This window comes from Bacillus cereus group sp. N6 (assembly GCF_016483705.1).
GTDB lineage: Bacteria > Bacillota > Bacilli > Bacillales > Bacillaceae_G > Bacillus_A > Bacillus_A wiedmannii.
The window spans coordinates 1-15,643 of record NZ_JAEHBI010000070.1 but is presented as its reverse complement, the minus strand read 5'-3'; the positions used below and the strand labels follow the sequence as shown (position 1 = coordinate 15,643).

The window sequence follows — 15,643 nt, the reverse complement described above, 5'->3', positions numbered from 1 at the left end:
ATATCTTATCAATGAAATTTTTGGTGTAACAGCATAAAGTTCAATTCCGCTAGGAATCTTTTGCTCTTTTTTCATATCCCACTATTTTTGCACCAGAACCGTTTTTATATGAAAAGAATAAAAACAGAAAAATATTTAATTTTTATCCTTCTTAGTGTTCCTATCATAAGACCCTCAATGTTTTTTGAAATACAACTTCATAAAAATTCCAATTTTAGGGTTTTTCAAGCGTTAGGAGCGCCACTGTTAAAGCTATCTTGGCTATTTTTATAGAATTTGTCCATTAACAAATCCCTTCTTGTGGGTAGTAATATTCAATTGATTAATGCTAAATTTATTTTCGACGGTTCTGTTACAAAGTCTTAAACGCTCTTACAAATATAGGGTTAAAATACGATGAATAAATATACGCGTTATGAAAAATATACAAAGTATCGTATGAATGAATCATTCATTATGTCCGGTCGCTTGTTAACTTTACAACGGAATCTTTTTTAGGACACTATTTAAGAATTTAGTAAGTATATTATATACAACTAGGTTGGAGGTAAATATGAAATCAAAAGTAATTTTATGGTTATTCGTAATATCAATTTTCCTTATTTTAACTTCAAATTCTGATGCTTTTTTAAATTGGAAATCTACTCCTATTTTTCAGAAATCTATGTTAATTTTTTTGAGTATTGATTTTTTGATACTAATAGTACTCGCTGTTAGATCCCTTTTTATAAAATAAAAAGTACTTGTTATTTCAGTGACATTAAACAAGTAAATTCACTATAGATTTTCTTGTTTAAAATGTATGTTTATAAAATTAATAATTTTTGGTTTTCGAATTGTTGAATTTATTTTGAAAGGGGTGCTCATATGTTTTTTAATCAAAAAGTAACTTTTATTTATGCAGATATAAATAATAAACTTGTTTCATTTAATTACAATAACGATCTTGCATATATTAGGTCATATTTATCAAATAGGGGGATTGTAACCTCTCAGTATACTGAGGAAAGGCCGGCAGACATAGAAACAATTTCTGATGACATTTCTTTTTCATCAGGAGATTATATTATTTTTTATATTGACACATATAGAAATTTAAAATTATCACAGGGAATCTGTAGAAAATTGACGTCTAACGATTTTTTTGATAGTAAATGTGTTTTTTTATTTGATAATGAATTTTTGAAAGAAAAAAATTCATTATCAGAGTTAATTGATAATCAATTTACTAACAGTGAATTAGACCTATTAGTTAATTATTTAAATGGTAATACGGAGCAAAATGAAATTAATCAGTATATATATAAAAATGACCTTATACCGATAGACGAAATTAATACAGTAGGGTTTCAAATTAATGAATATAATTCACTAGATGTTATTGAGGAAGAGCTTTTTTATGTTAAGGAAAAAATTAATGAAATTAAATTCCTAATACCTTTAGTAATAAAATCATGCGAAAATTCCGAACAATTATCACAGTTTTTGGCACGTCAGAGAGAAGTACAGTTTCACTTAATATTGTCAGAAGAATGCATTATAGAGGAGATTTTTAACAATAGCCAAATTAAAAAATTGACTCTAACAGCGAAAAATTCTATTCGTATAGATAAAATACTAAGGATTAGTAAACAAAAAATAAAATTGAATTTTGTTTTTTGTATAGACTCTGAACAAACTTTACTGGAATGTTTGCAATCTATAAAAAAAATGCTGAATATGGGCATTAATATTGAAAATATATGTTTTCAAGATAAGAAGAAAATTATAATAAATGAAATGTTGCTAAAACTAATCGGTGAGATTAAGAAAGAATCTAGGATAGGTAGCTTGAATGATCCTTTATACAATGGAGTCCTAATGTTTTATTCGGGAATGTACACATCCAATATACTTGATGGTGCGGTAAAACATATTCAGGTAAATCAGCAATTAGGGGAAGAAGATTTACGAAAACTTTCAAAAATTGTTAGTCTTAATAGTGCATTAATATCATCTAGCACTTCTAAATCAGGTGAGGATAACTATCGATACTTTTTAGAAAATGAAGAAATTCAGTTAGAGGATAGTTTTTATGCCAATTCTTTAAAATCATCCAATGAAATGGATGTATTCTCTCATCATCACACACAAAAAAATAATAAAATTCAATTAGATAACTATGCGATTCAAGATTTATATTTTGAAGCATACAGTAAAGATAATAAAAATAATGCTACTATATTGAATTTGAATACAAAAGATGATTTAGATTGCTTCTTAGAGGATGTAAAATATTTTGAACAAACAGGTGGATTTAAGCATCGATACCAAATAAATTCGAAATTATTAGATTCTTGTCGATGGTTAGGTATGGGTGGTTGCTCAGTTAGTAATGTTCCTAGATTAATTTTGAATCAAGATAAATCAGTATCTCCATGTTTTAATTGCAATAAAATTATTGGCACTCTAAATGAAGAATTGTTTGAGTTGAAGGAAAACTCACAAATGATTATAGAAGAAGAAAAATTGAAAAGAGGCTGTGCAACTTGTGAGGTAAAAGATATTTGTTCTAAGTGCACTTTTTTACCAGATTATATGTCATCAGAGCAATATTGCACTATACGAAAAAAGCAGCCAATTTTAGAAAAATATATTCAATCTTCCCAAGTATTAAACTTTGTTTTTAATTATTCAAATTATTTAAATTCTAATTCGATAGAGATAAAGGATATAAAATTATCTAATACATATACCTCTCAATTATTTAAAGAAAAAAGAATTGAATTAGATAGTATTTTAATAAATAATAATATACACTTATTAAGATTTAAGGATGAGTTTATTCTATTTGACTTAGCGAAAGTAAAATTATCTAGGATTAATAAAGTTTTAGCTTATATCCTTGAAGCCTTTTATAAAGGATACGATGGAGATCAACTTATTGAAATCATCCAAAGAGATTTCTCAATAAGCCTAGAAAAGGCCCGTGAAATTTATGAAAAATCTAATGAAATGTATAAAAATTTAGGGATAATTTTCAAAAAAGAGGTTGTATAAATATGAGTGAGTACTTTGGAATATTTAAGGATTTGAAAGATCTAGAGTTACCTACAAATGATATGGATTTATATGAAGGATATTTTGCTGATTTCTATGATCACTTTACAATTAATTCAAAAGAGGATATGGATATATACATTCCACAAATCGAAGAAGTTAATGGTAAGGTTTTAGAATTAGCTTGTGGTACAGGAAGGATTTTACTTGATACGGCACGTAAGGGATATAACATTACTGGTTTAGATTTGTCAGATTCTATGCTGGAGATTTTAAATAATAAAATTAAGCAAGAACCAGCTGAAATACAAGATAAAATCAAATTATTAAAAGAGGATATGACATCTTTTCAATTACACGAAAAATATGGTGTATGTATTTTAGGAGCAACAAGTATTTGTTTGCTAGAAAATGATGATTTAGTATTGAAAATGATGAATAACGTATATGAACATCTAGAAACAGGTGGAAGATTTATATTTGATTATACGGTTTCAGAACCTAATTTAAATAAGCCTATTGAACTTGAGCCAATTCGAACATTTACTAAAGTAAATAAAGACAATAAACAGTTTGTACTTATAGGTGAAAAGAAAAATTATGATGACATGGTATCAGATGTCAATTTTTATGCAGAAATCATAGATAAATCTCAAAATACAATAAGAAATTTTGGGCATACAAGAAAAAGATTACTTACTGACAAAATAATTTCTCAAAATATTAAAAAAACCTCTTTCAAATTAAAGAATTCTTTTGTAATGAAAGAAGGTAAAATAAAAATTCGCTTTGTGGTTTTAGAGAAATAATAAGACTAGAAAATGGTGATGTAAATGCAAGAGGAGAAACAAATTAATAACCATCCAGTTGTACACCCGCACTACAATGTAGTAGATGGTGAAGATTTCCCTAATCTTATTCAAGGTGAGGGGATTTATGTAAAAGATACGTTTGGGAACATTTATATGGACGGTATTAGTGGACTATGGAATGTATCACTTGGATATAATAACTCAAGAATTAATCAGGCTATTTATGAGCAATTACAAAAAATTCCTTATATTAATCTTGGAGAATATCAAAATAGTACTACAATCGAATTAGCCCAAAAAATATTAGGTCTTTTACCTAATTCATTTAAAAAGCTTATTTATACTAGCTCTGGATCTGAATCTGTGGAATTAGCGGTGAAAATTGCTCGGCAATATCAGCACTTAAAGGGGAAAAAGCTAAAAAAAGATTTTGTTGTTTTGGAAAATTCATATCATGGTGCTTATTATGCATCTATGTCTGCAAGTGGGACTTATCAAAAGGTTTTTGAAATATTTCAACCTATTGTATCAGGGTTTCATTTTTTAAAAAGTCCTTTTAAATGTAATATAGAGCAGGTTTTAGAAGAGACAGAAAAATTTATAGATAAAAACTATGAAAGTTTAGCAGGAATTATTTTGGAGCCAGTTATTGGATCTGGTGGGATTATAACTTTACCACAGGAGTATATCGAATTAGTTGAAAAAAAATGTAAACAATATGATATACTGCTAATTTTTGATGAGGTAGCGACTGGATTTGGAAGAACAGGAAAAATGTTTGCATTTGAGCATTTTGGTATTGAGCCTGATATAATTTGTTTTTCTAAAGGGATAAATAGCGGTTATTTACCTCTCGCAGCCCTTGTGTTTAATACAAGAGTTAATAATTTGTTTCTAAAAACAAAATCTCCAATAAATCATTTGTCTACACAGAATGGTAATCCGATTGCTTGTGCTGCAGGAATCGCAACTATTGATGAGCTAGTAGAGAATAATATGATTGAAGAAGTTCAGCAAAAAGGGAAAAAGCTAATTGGTTATTTACAGAAACAATTAGAAAAATATAATGTTGTTGCAGATATAAGGGGAGAAGGCCTTATGGTTGGTATTGAGCTTCGAAGAAACAATGATATATTTGAATACAATGAAATAAAAGATTTAATTAAAAAGGCAAGAAAAAAAGGGCTAATTATTTATGGGTTTTATAGCGAATCTTATACAAGTGGTCTTTCTCTATTTCCACCATTTATTATTACAGAATCGGAAATTGTTAAAATGGTAAAGATTATTGAAGGATTAATCAAACAAAGTATTTAATTTATGAACAATATTGAAAGGAGGTGAAAGAACTATGGAAAAGGTAATGGAACAGGAAGTTATTCTTACATTTGAAGAACTTGAAGCTATGGAAACACCAGCTAATATGGATCCGTGGGTAGCTGGATGGGTAGCTGGAGGTGCTTTCGGTACAGGATTGGCAATTGGTGCAGGAATTGCAATTGCTACTTAATAAATTGGAAAGTATGAATTAAATAAAAGGAGGTGAAAGAACTATGGAAAAAGTAATGGAGCGAGAAATGATTCTTGAATTTGAAGAGCTTGAAGAAATTGTAGCACCTGGTGCTGCTCAAGAGTTCTTAACAGGATTTGGTACAGGATTAGCGGTAGTTGGTGGCAGTTTAGCTATTGTAGGAGCAATTGCTACATGATTTCAATACGTAATAATATTGTGATCATACATTATTTTATGCTTGTATAAACTATAATTGTATTATTACGCAGCAAATACTTGGAGGAGCAAAGTTTTGCTCCTTTATTTCTTTTTTGAAGGAGTTAGAAGTATGCAATTACCAAATCATGTTGAACTTAATAAAGTTAATGAAAAAGAATATATTTTAGTAAATACTGTATCGTGTAGAAGTATAAAAATCGGTGAAAATGAGTTGTACTTTCTTTTTTATTTGTACGAAAAAGGTCAAAAGAATGACTCAACATCAAAGAATTTTAAGTTAACAAAGTCACAACAGGAGTTTCTTGAAAATAAATTTAATGAACTTGGGTTTTTAAGTGAAGAAGTTTCAAGGGGAATTCAAGAGAAAAAAAAATCTAAAGATTTTTCAAAAATAACATTACTGCGTTTTAATCCCGAAGTACTGCTAAACAAGGTTGCCCCTATTAATAAATATATTTTTAGTAGAGGGACAGTAATGGCTATGGTCTTTGTAAATATGTTAGCTTTTGTATTATTTGGAATTAATAAGGAAGAATGGTTGAATAATATTTCTTTAGAGAATTTAAATATAAGTAAAAGTATACTACTGTACTTGATGATTTTCATTACATTAATGATACATGAGTTAGCTCATGGAGTTTCTTGTTACTTTTTTGGCGGAAGAGTAAAAGAAATGGGGGTTATGTTATTTTATTTTAGTATAGCCCTATATTGTGATGTTAGCTCAACTTATCTTTTTAAAAATCAAGGTGAAAAGGTTATTGTTATTTTATCTGGATTAATTTTTCAATTGATGCTGGGGAGTCTTGCAATTATATTGTACGCTATATTTAGTTTATTTAGCTATAATCTGGATGTTTTTCTGTTTTTTAGTGTGATTAATCTAGGAATAATAATTTTAAATTTAATTCCCTTAATAAAACTAGATGGATATTGGTTACTCTCTCAATTAGTGGCCATTACAAATTTAAGAGATAAATCTTTCCAATTTTGTTTAAGTGTACTCCTTCCTCAATATAAAACTTTAAATGCTAGTTATCTCCCAAAAGAAAGAAATATATTTAAATTATATGGAATGACAGCATTAATTTTCACAATTTTTTTATGGGGCAGTACAATATTTTCTTTTTATAATATGATAAAAAAATACAATGAGTTAGCAAGCTTAATTTTTGTATGTATACTAACCCTAATTATGATTATACATGTCATTACGATATGGAATAGATATATAAGGATTATGAAAGAGCAACTGAGTTTAAAAAATAGTAGATTGGAATGATTTTTTTGGAATTTAAAGAGAAATATGTGGTGATTACTGGGGCAGCGGGTAAAATTGGAAGAAGAATGGCTGAAGAATTTGCTAAACGGGGTGCTTATTTAATAATCCTTGATTTAAATAAAGAAGCACTTTGTGAATTAAAAGAAAAATTAAATGCTACATATCCTCATCCAGTTATAACTGGACAAATGGATATAAGGGATCCTGAACAGATCAAAAGAGCATTTGAAAATATAAGAAAAGAAGTTAATTCTATTGATATTTTAATAAATAATGCAGGAGTTAACAATTTTTCCCCAGCACTACAGATTACAGAGGATGTCTGGAATAATATTATCGATGTAAATTTAAAAGGTGCTTTCTTTGTATCTCAACAATGTGCAACAGCGATGGTAGCAGGGAAAGGTGGAGTAATTATTAATATTGCATCTCAACATGGTGTGGTAGGAAATATAAATCGTGCAGCGTATTGTGCAAGTAAAGCAGGCCTTATTAATTTAACTAGAGCACTTTCAGTTGAATGGGCAAAATTTAATATCAGGGTAAATTCTATTTCTCCAACATTTGTTCATGATGAGACCGATAGTTTAAATAATCAATATTTAACATCTACTACCTTTAAAAGAGAATTTATGAGTAAAATTCCTTTAAGAAGATATGCAAAACCTGAAGATGTCGTTAATGCAACTCTTTATTTGGCTTCTAATATGGCAAATATGATTACAGGACATAATTTAGTGATAGATGGAGGATGGACAGCGATTTAATGTATTATAATTTTAGGTTTTAATGTAGTGCTATCATTCCTACAATGTTGAATAGGTTTGTTTCTTTACATTAAGAACTTGAATTTGAGACATATCATGGAAGTGTTTAAGAAAATATACAAATTTTAAGTATATTATCTATTCCATGTTACATTTTGGTTTTATATTGATGTAAAAAGTAAAAATCGTCTTATATTAGATTTAGGGAGGTGTCTAAATGGAATATATCATTAACCCTATAGCAGCTTTATTGGGAACTAGCAAAGAAAGTTATAAGATAAAAGAAGCACAAGTTGTAAAGGGATTATCTAAAAATCTTTTTCTATTTTCCATTATAAGTGCATTAATTTTAGGGCTTATAACTTGGTTATCACCAGAAGTAGAGAGGCAAACTAGTTTGCACTCTATACAAAATATTAATAAATTCATAATATTCGGTTCGATGGTATATGGATTGTTTATACCTATAGTAACAATAATTTGTTATTCATGTATTTGGTGGGTATTTTTTTCGGAAGTAGGTTTTCAAAAAATATTCACAATTCAGTTGTATGGATATGCGATTACTTTAATTAATTTGCTTACTCAAATGTTAGTTATGTTAATTCTAGATATGAATAATACATTTCCTCCATTAAGTTTAGGTGTAATTAGTGAATTGTATTTTGAAAATAAATATATAATTGCATTTTTTAATAACATATCATTTTTTTGGCTTTGGGGAATTGTGTTTCAGTTCATAACATTTTCTGTTGTTTCTAAAAAAAGTAAATTATATGTATTTACTATAATCATTACATTAAATATTTTTAGTGCTATAGTTTTAGCGGCATGGAGCTAAGTAAAAGAAAAGACTTAGATGATATCTTATGAGAACGATATGATTAAAGTGTGGAAAATAATGATTGGATAATATGAAAAAATATTAAATGGCTAAGGGTGTGGATAATGAGTTTAATAATTGAAAATTTAACAAAGAAATTTGACGACCATGTCGCGGTTGATAATTTAAATATTAAGATTACAAAAGGTGAAATATTTGGATTTCTGGGAGGGAATGGAGCTGGTAAAACTACTACATTTCGAATGATGCTTGGACTTTTATCAAAATCAAGTGGATCTATTTCATGGAATGGTAAACCTATAAATTATGATGTTACTGATAAAATTGGTTATTTACCAGAAGAACGAGGGCTTTATGCTAAAATGACTGTCAAAGAACAACTTAACTTTTTTGCAAAATTGAAGAACATGAAAAGTAAAGATGCAGAAAAAGAACTTCAATATTGGCTGGAACGATTTAATATATCGGAGCATCTGAACAAAAAAGTAACAGAACTTTCAAAAGGTAATCAGCAAAAAATTCAGTTAATAACTGCAATTATTCATAAGCCTGAACTCTTGATATTAGATGAACCATTTAGTGGTTTAGATCCAGTAAATGTTGAAATGTTAAAAGAAGCTGTTCTTGATATGCAAAATCAAGGTTCGTCAATTCTTTTTAGTTCGCATCGTATGGAACATGTGGAAGAGTTATGCCAACACATTTGTATTATGCATAAAGGAGTAGCTGTTGTTCAGGGTGACATTGAAAAAATTAAAAGTGATTTTGGTAAAAAAAATGTTGTAATCATTGGCGATCATGACTTTGATCATTTAAAAGAAATAGAAGGTGTAGAAGGTATTAAGAAACGTAAGAATGCAGTTACTCTTAAAATTACATCTGAAGAAGTTTCGCATGTTTTGTTTAAAGAAATAACTAAGTTAGGATATGTTAAAAAATTTGCAGTGGAAGAGCCTACACTACAAGATATCTTTATTGCGAAAGTAGGTGCACAACATGAGTAGTTTCTGGATAATTTTTTTACAAAACTATAAATCTAAGGTGAAATCAAAATCATATATTTTTCTTACAATAATAATTTCTATGTTAATTATAGGATTGATGAATATTGACAAGATTCATGCCTTTTTTGTGGGAAATGAGGAAGAAAATGTTGTTGTTGTTACGGAACAAGAAGAATTATATACAACAATTCATCAAGTGTTTAAAAATTCCGATAGTAAATTAAATATAAAGTATAGTAAAGATAAACAAAAAGCAGAATCTGGTGTTAAAAAAGGTGAGTATAAATATGCAATAGTTGTAGAGGAATTGGATAATAAGCAGCTAAATGCTACTTATATAGCTGAGACTGATGTAAATGCGGAAGATGTTACAAAGGTTCAAACTATTTTATCTCAAATACAATTTTCTAATTTCGCTCAGCAATTGAATCTATCGCAAGATGATTTAAAGGTATTAACTACGCCAGTAGAAATATATACCAAAACAGTTTCAGATAAGGTTAAAGGTGGAGAACATAAAGAGAGTGTAGCAATTTTAATTAATATCTTTATATTCCTTAATTATTTAATGATATTAATGTATGCTGCACAATTAGCTACAGATGTTGCAACTGAGAAATCTTCGCGTGTAATGGAGTTAGTTGTTTCAAGTATATCGCCAACAAAACATTTATATGCAAAGCTCTTTTCAACATTATTGGCTGGTATTACTCAAATAATAATTTGGGTCTTGATCGCATTTGTAGGGTATAAAACAGCAATTAAGAGCTCGAAAAATGATATTTTAAATGGAATTGATTTAAATTCATTTGCTCCTACCCTAGTGTTGTATGGGATTATATTCTTTACATTAGGATTTTTATTATATGGATCATTATCTTGTCTACTCGGCTCTTTAATTAGTCGTATAGAGGAAGCTTCTCAAGCTGTTATGCCGCTGACAATCCTATTACTTGCGGCTTTTTATATCGCAATTTATGGGATTTCAAACCCAAACAGCTCTTTAATTACTATTACTAGTTATGTACCATTGTTCACTCCTATTGTTATGCTAGTACGAATTGGATTCTTGAATATCCCAATTTGGGAAGTTGCTCTTGCACTAGTGATTCTATTAGCAACCATATTTATAATGATAGGTTTAACGAGTCGTGTTTACCGCGGAGGTGTACTATTATATGGTAAAAGTGCATTCAGTAATATAAAAAGAGCAATTAAGTTAGGGAAATAATTTATTTTTTACCTATTGGTTAAAAATAAATTATGACTAAAATGAAAAAACAAAATACAAATAAGAAGAATAAATCGAACGAAATATACAAAATGAGGTTTTGGTGCAAATAAAGGATACATTCCAAAGAACCATGAGAATTCCTAGCAGAATCCTTCTTTACACTGTTAATCCAAATAATTGATGAATGAACTCTTTTTGCTTTTGAACAGACTGATCCCGTAAATGGTTCTGTTGCAAAGTTTGAAAAAACATACACCCGTTTACAAAAGACAGTTATTGTTTAAGAAATTCTGAATAATTGCTGTAATTCTTTGTACGTCGAAAAAGAGAAGTCTGGAATCTGACTTCTCTTTTGTTTGTATATAGCATGAATCGTTTCGATTCCTTTCAATGTACGTGAAGCATGGCGGAGATTTTGAAATCCTGCGGATTTAACAAAACGTCTCTTGATATGTCTATGATCTTGTTCAATGAGATTATTGAGCTGTTTGACGGCACAATGTTTCGTATGTATATACAAATCATCTTTTTGTAATTTTTTAAATGCACAGGGCAAAGTTGGGGCCTTTTGTCTGTCGTAAGAACCGATGGTTCTCCAAAATGTTTTATCAGTCAATGGCTGAAGATATAGTGTGGTTCTGTTGCAAAGTTTGAAAAAACATAAACCCGTTTACAAAATACGGGTATCGTTTAAGAAATTCTGAATAATTGCTGTAATTCCTTGTAGACCTAGTGACAGGGTTGCTGCTCTAGTCCGCAGTAACATATCCAGAATAAGGGTATTTTCAAAAAGTATAATGTATTCGTTTATTTTGAGTCGTGTATCTTCCTATATAAAGAGGACCTGGATACACTCGTGATTTCGCAAATCTGTTTTACTGTCATATTTCCTTCTTCATAAAGCTTCATTGCATAATTCATTCCTGCATGTTTCTCATGATACTTTTGAACTCGGCCTTGATATTTTCCTTCTTTTTTAGCAAGGTTAATCCCCTCACGTTGACGCATGTTTTGTGCAAGCAGGAAGTGCAGAGAAATGCAGAGAAAAGTGCAGAGGCTTGCAGCTACCTTTTTAAATCTTGATTTTGGTATTTCCAGAAGATAAAGCGTTTCGCAAGCGATAACTTTCACCTGTGAATGCAATAATATGTGCATGATGGACCAAACGATCCACCAATGCAGAAGTAAGTCGGTTATCACCGAATATACGATTCCATTGACCAGATTCTAAGTTTGAAGTAACTATGACACTTTTTTGTTCGTAACAGTCTGCAATGATATGAAATAGGAGCTCCGCTCCTTGCTTTTGAAAGGGTACATAACCTAGCTCATCTAAAATTAATAAATCACAGGCTTCAATTTGTTTCTTGATACGGGTTAAATGGTTCTGGTGCAAAAATTCCAAAATGCTTGAAAAGGATTTATCCAACTTGGCCATACTGGTACTAATACTAAAGTACATCCATTTTCCTTTTACTTTGATATAGGTTTCATCGACACGCCAGGAATCATTTGTTTTCTTCAAATAACGACGAACGCGTTTATCTAAATCGGATCCATATCGATGAACCCAGCGCATAATCGTTGTATGAGCCAAAGATAATCCACGTTCCTCTAGCATTTCTACCAAATCGCGATAGCTTAAACTGTACCGCAGGTACCATCTAATGACTAACTAATGCTTCCATTTAAAATCTACTGGCTTTGTCATTGCTACATCCGTCCTTTTATTTATGAATATTTCCAGTGTACACAACAACAATATTTTTTGCACCAGAACCATTTTTCCCATACCACCGTGGTGGTTTTTTCTTTGTTATATAAAAATTACACATTAAACATAGTACGAGGGTGCTATAGGTAGTAGATACAAGTACAATGTAGCATGGTCCTAAGCATGTGGTGATAGTTATCTTTAATTACTCTATGTATGGTGCAAGTCCTTGACAACATAAAGGACAAAATGGAAATGGATATTTGGTTTAAAGGAGGATATAAATATCTAGAATCTAATTATTTGATTCACATTTTAATCCAAGAGGTACAGATTCGATGCGAAGTGAAAAGGATTTGTTGAAACAATGGAAGGCAGATTTGCAAGCTATTCAAGAAGAGAAAGGGCTGAAAAAGAAGGCTAAAATAAAGAATAAGAGATATAGTATTCCTGGTAATACAGGCCTCACCATACATGCCCATCAACTTAAGACTTTTTACTACCCCCAAGTACAAAAAAACGTTATTCTTTCTTAATAATCCATGAGAAAGGGTGACGTTTTTTGATGAATCTCTCGACTCAAGAAGAGTTACAACCATTTGCAGAAGAATTACAGCGCTATATCACACCTGGCTTTTTAGAAGAACTGGCAAGAGAGATTAAGTTTATAAAGCGAAAACGTAAGTTTTCAGGGACAGATTTAGCTACCATTTGTATTTGGATTAGTCAACGGGTAGCAAGTGATTCTTTAGTTCGATTGTGTAGCAGACTCCATGCAGCAACTGGTACGCTCCTTAGTCCTGAAGGTTTAAATAAACGATTTACTGCAAAATCAGTGTTATTTTTAAAACATATCTTTTCGTTAATGTTGCAACAAAAAATCTGTGAGCAAACTCACATTTCTAACCAACTTTTTGCTCATTTTCAACGCATTCGTATCATGGATGCCACCATGTTTCAAGTGCCTAATACTTTGGAACATATATATCCTGGTTCAGGTGGTTGTGCGCAAACAGCTGGAATTAAGATTCAATTAGAATATGATTTACATAGCGGTCAATTTCTCAATTTTCAAGTCGGACCAGGAAAGAATAATGACAAGACCTTCGGAACAGAATGCTTAGATACCTTACGACCAGGCGATTTATGTATTCGTGATTTAGGTTATTTTTCATTAGAAGACTTAGATCAAATGGATCAAAGAGGTGCATATTTTGTTTCACGTCTAAAGTTAAATACAAATGTATATATCAAAAATCCTACTCCGACATTTTTTCATAATGGTACCATCAAAAAACAGACGGAATATGTAAAAATCAATTTACAAATGATGATGGAGCGCTTATTACCTGGTGAGACCTATGAAGTAGGAAATGTTTATGTTGGAGATCAAAAAGGGTTCTGTTGCAAAGTTTGAAAAAACATAAACCCGTTTACAAAATTCAGTTATCGTTTAAGAAATTCTGAATAATTGCTGTAATTCCTTGTACGTTGAAAAAGAGAAGTCTGGAATGTGACTTCTCTTTTGTTTGTATATAGCATGAATCGTTTCGATTCCTTTCAATGTACGTGAAGCATGGCGAAGACTTTGAAATCCTGCGGATTTAACAAAACGTCGCTTGATATGTCTATGGTCCTGTTCGATGAGATTATTGAAATGTTTAATGGTGCAATGTTTCGTATGTACATAAAAACCGTTATGTTTCAGTTTTTTGAGCGCACAAATTAGGGCAGGAGCCTTGTCTGTTGTGAGAATCGTTGGTTCTCCAAAAACGTTTACTAATCGTTTCATAAACATGTAAGCGACTTGATGATTACGTGTTTTTCGAAGTTGAAAGTCTAGTGTATGTCCATCACTATCAATGGCACGATATAAATAACACCATTCTCTTTTGACTTTGATATACGTCTCATCCAAATGCCAAGCGTGGTGTGCGGATTTGTTTTTCTTTTTCCACATTTGATAAATGAAATCTCCATATTCATGCACCCAACGCATGATGGTTGTAGGATGAACAGATATTCCACGTTCTCTCAAAAGTTCAGACACATCGCGATAACTTAAAGAAAAACGACAATAGTAGCCGACGGCTACCAAAATAATATCTTTTTTAAATTGTTTTCCTTTAAAGTATCCCATGTATCATTCGCCTCATCTCAATTTTCCTACAGTTTAGCTCAGCTCAAAAAACTTTGCAACAGAGCCCGTTTCATTCTCTAGTATTCAACTTCATTTTAACTGAAGCCCTATCTTTTTTCGTAGATTTCCTTTAAATCCGATTCTGAAAGGTTTCGCTTTTGTGCAGCTATTTGAATTAACTCAACTTCGTGATACATAGCTTCAGAAAGAATACCTGTTAATATATTCTTGTTAATTTCCATGAAAAACCCCGCTAAAAGATCGTCTGGCAGTTGATCGTATAATGACAAAACGATTCCTCCTTTTACAAGCAATTTGTCTATAAAATCTTCTTGTAAAAAAATCTTGTCATACAAAGTTTTTTCTTGTTTTCCTGAACATATAGTACAAATATTACTGTAGTAAGCTTTCAAAGGTAACAAATTGTTCTAGTTGTTCTAAGGTCTCTTGAAATTCATTTTTATGAAAGGATGCACAACGCCCCATTACCTGAAAGACTTGCCCATTTACATAGTGGGGTTCTAAATACGTAATCACGAATATATCCAAATTACTAACAGGAAAACAATAAAAAATAATTTTCTTACCCGTCCATGCTAATGGATAAATTGTTTTCAATTTTTGTCTTGTTTCTTCATCTCCAAGGTGTGGTGCGGTATCTAGCGTTTGCCCAATAAAATCTTCTCTTTGTTGATGAACAGATTGAAGTAATTCCTGATTTACATCTGTAAAAACAAATTGATGTTCTACTTTTTGAAATATGAAATACATGCTAGGATGATGTTCTTCATATTCTTGGAATAACTTTTCTAAAAGTAAACGTATTTGCATTTTTAATGCCATGAAATTATTTCCCCTTCTATATAGGATTATAAGATTATTCATATTATATAGTAAAACAAAACATAAAACAGTGAATATTCAAAAAAAATACAATGCGATTTTCAGCATTTTGATTTCTATATATAAATCCAGTTCTAAAAGGTACACCTTTTGGGACTGGATGAAATCTATGAAAATTCAGTTCCTAAACATTGAATTTCTATTTTAGGAACGGTTCTATAAAAACGACACC

The 15,643-nt window shown here is 30.5% G+C and carries 15 protein-coding genes and 5 pseudogenes; 12 read left to right on the top strand and 8 right to left on the bottom strand.

Going from position 1 to position 15,643, the window contains the following annotated elements:
• The first annotated feature begins 867 nt into the window (after nucleotides 1–867).
• The 10 genes from JDS99_RS28040 (at nucleotide 868) to JDS99_RS27995 (ending at nucleotide 10,711) form a co-directional block, all read left to right on the top strand.
• Entirely contained in the window at nucleotides 868–3,039 is a 2,172-nt protein-coding gene (locus JDS99_RS28040; RefSeq protein WP_199696165.1) for a hypothetical protein, read from the top strand.
• 2 nt (nucleotides 3,040–3,041) lie between these two features.
• The gene (gene mpaM / locus JDS99_RS28035) at nucleotides 3,042–3,848 is read left to right on the top strand and encodes a daptide-type RiPP biosynthesis methyltransferase (RefSeq protein WP_199696164.1); all 807 of its coding nucleotides are present in this window, start codon (nucleotides 3,042–3,044) and stop codon (nucleotides 3,846–3,848) included.
• Nucleotides 3,849–3,872: 24 nt separating this feature from the next.
• Nucleotides 3,873–5,168, top strand: coding sequence for an aminotransferase family protein (locus JDS99_RS28030; protein WP_199696163.1), 1,296 nt, complete (start codon nucleotides 3,873–3,875; stop codon nucleotides 5,166–5,168).
• Between the two features lie 34 nt (nucleotides 5,169–5,202).
• Complete coding sequence (locus JDS99_RS28025; RefSeq protein ID WP_176328743.1) at nucleotides 5,203–5,361, top strand: hypothetical protein; 159 nt, start codon at nucleotides 5,203–5,205, stop codon at nucleotides 5,359–5,361.
• 43 nt (nucleotides 5,362–5,404) lie between these two features.
• Nucleotides 5,405–5,560: a hypothetical protein gene (locus tag JDS99_RS28020; RefSeq protein WP_176328746.1), complete on the top strand. Its 156-nt coding sequence runs from the start codon at nucleotides 5,405–5,407 to the stop codon at nucleotides 5,558–5,560.
• A gap of 132 nt (nucleotides 5,561–5,692) precedes the next feature.
• Nucleotides 5,693–6,865, top strand: coding sequence for a zinc metalloprotease (locus tag JDS99_RS28015; RefSeq protein WP_199696162.1), 1,173 nt, complete (start codon nucleotides 5,693–5,695; stop codon nucleotides 6,863–6,865).
• A 5-nt stretch (nucleotides 6,866–6,870) separates the two neighbouring features.
• Nucleotides 6,871–7,632, top strand: coding sequence for an SDR family NAD(P)-dependent oxidoreductase (locus tag JDS99_RS28010; RefSeq protein ID WP_199696161.1), 762 nt, complete (start codon nucleotides 6,871–6,873; stop codon nucleotides 7,630–7,632).
• Between the two features lie 217 nt (nucleotides 7,633–7,849).
• Nucleotides 7,850–8,473 (top strand): hypothetical protein, encoded by a 624-nt coding sequence (locus JDS99_RS28005; RefSeq protein WP_199696160.1) that lies wholly within the window; start codon nucleotides 7,850–7,852, stop codon nucleotides 8,471–8,473.
• A gap of 107 nt (nucleotides 8,474–8,580) precedes the next feature.
• Nucleotides 8,581–9,480 (top strand): ABC transporter ATP-binding protein, encoded by a 900-nt coding sequence (locus JDS99_RS28000; protein ID WP_199696159.1) that lies wholly within the window; start codon nucleotides 8,581–8,583, stop codon nucleotides 9,478–9,480.
• A complete protein-coding gene (locus JDS99_RS27995) occupies nucleotides 9,473–10,711 on the top strand; it encodes an ABC transporter permease (protein WP_199696158.1) in 1,239 nt (412 codons plus the stop codon). Before JDS99_RS28000 ends, JDS99_RS27995 begins: the two co-directional genes overlap by 8 nt.
• 159 nt (nucleotides 10,712–10,870) lie before the next feature.
• Here JDS99_RS27995 and JDS99_RS27990 read toward each other — a convergent pair.
• The 5 genes and pseudogenes from JDS99_RS27990 to JDS99_RS32835 all read right to left on the bottom strand — a co-directional run.
• Nucleotides 10,871–10,948 (bottom strand): annotated as a pseudogene (locus tag JDS99_RS27990) (IS6 family transposase); the annotation flags it as partial.
• Between the two features lie 46 nt (nucleotides 10,949–10,994).
• Nucleotides 10,995–11,326 (bottom strand): annotated as a pseudogene (locus tag JDS99_RS27985) (DDE-type integrase/transposase/recombinase); the annotation flags it as partial.
• Nucleotides 11,327–11,521: 195 nt separating this feature from the next.
• Nucleotides 11,522–11,722: pseudogene (locus JDS99_RS27980) on the bottom strand (helix-turn-helix domain-containing protein); the annotation flags it as partial.
• A gap of 64 nt (nucleotides 11,723–11,786) precedes the next feature.
• Entirely contained in the window at nucleotides 11,787–12,152 is a 366-nt protein-coding gene (locus tag JDS99_RS32840) for an ATP-binding protein (protein WP_255543218.1), read from the bottom strand.
• An 18-nt stretch (nucleotides 12,153–12,170) separates the two neighbouring features.
• A pseudogene (locus JDS99_RS32835) lies at nucleotides 12,171–12,383 on the bottom strand (IS6 family transposase); the annotation flags it as partial.
• Nucleotides 12,384–12,766: 383 nt separating this feature from the next.
• Between JDS99_RS32835 and JDS99_RS27965 the strand changes: the two are divergent.
• Nucleotides 12,767–12,964 carry a hypothetical protein gene (locus tag JDS99_RS27965; protein ID WP_199696167.1) on the top strand — a complete coding sequence of 66 codons (198 nt, stop codon included), beginning with the start codon at nucleotides 12,767–12,769 and terminating at the stop codon, nucleotides 12,962–12,964.
• 29 nt (nucleotides 12,965–12,993) lie between these two features.
• Nucleotides 12,994–13,824 (top strand): annotated as a pseudogene (locus JDS99_RS27960) (IS4 family transposase); the annotation flags it as partial.
• A 57-nt stretch (nucleotides 13,825–13,881) separates the two neighbouring features.
• Here the strand turns inward: JDS99_RS27960 and JDS99_RS27955 are convergent.
• From JDS99_RS27955 to JDS99_RS27945, 3 genes are all read right to left on the bottom strand, one after another.
• Nucleotides 13,882–14,568 carry an IS6 family transposase gene (locus JDS99_RS27955; RefSeq protein ID WP_199696157.1) on the bottom strand — a complete coding sequence of 229 codons (687 nt, stop codon included), beginning with the start codon at nucleotides 14,566–14,568 and terminating at the stop codon, nucleotides 13,882–13,884.
• 107 nt (nucleotides 14,569–14,675) lie between these two features.
• Nucleotides 14,676–14,858 (bottom strand): hypothetical protein, encoded by a 183-nt coding sequence (locus JDS99_RS27950; RefSeq protein ID WP_199696156.1) that lies wholly within the window; start codon nucleotides 14,856–14,858, stop codon nucleotides 14,676–14,678.
• A gap of 103 nt (nucleotides 14,859–14,961) precedes the next feature.
• A complete protein-coding gene (locus JDS99_RS27945; protein ID WP_242475776.1) occupies nucleotides 14,962–15,411 on the bottom strand; it encodes a hypothetical protein in 450 nt (149 codons plus the stop codon).
• Nucleotides 15,412–15,643: the final 232 nt, after the last annotated feature.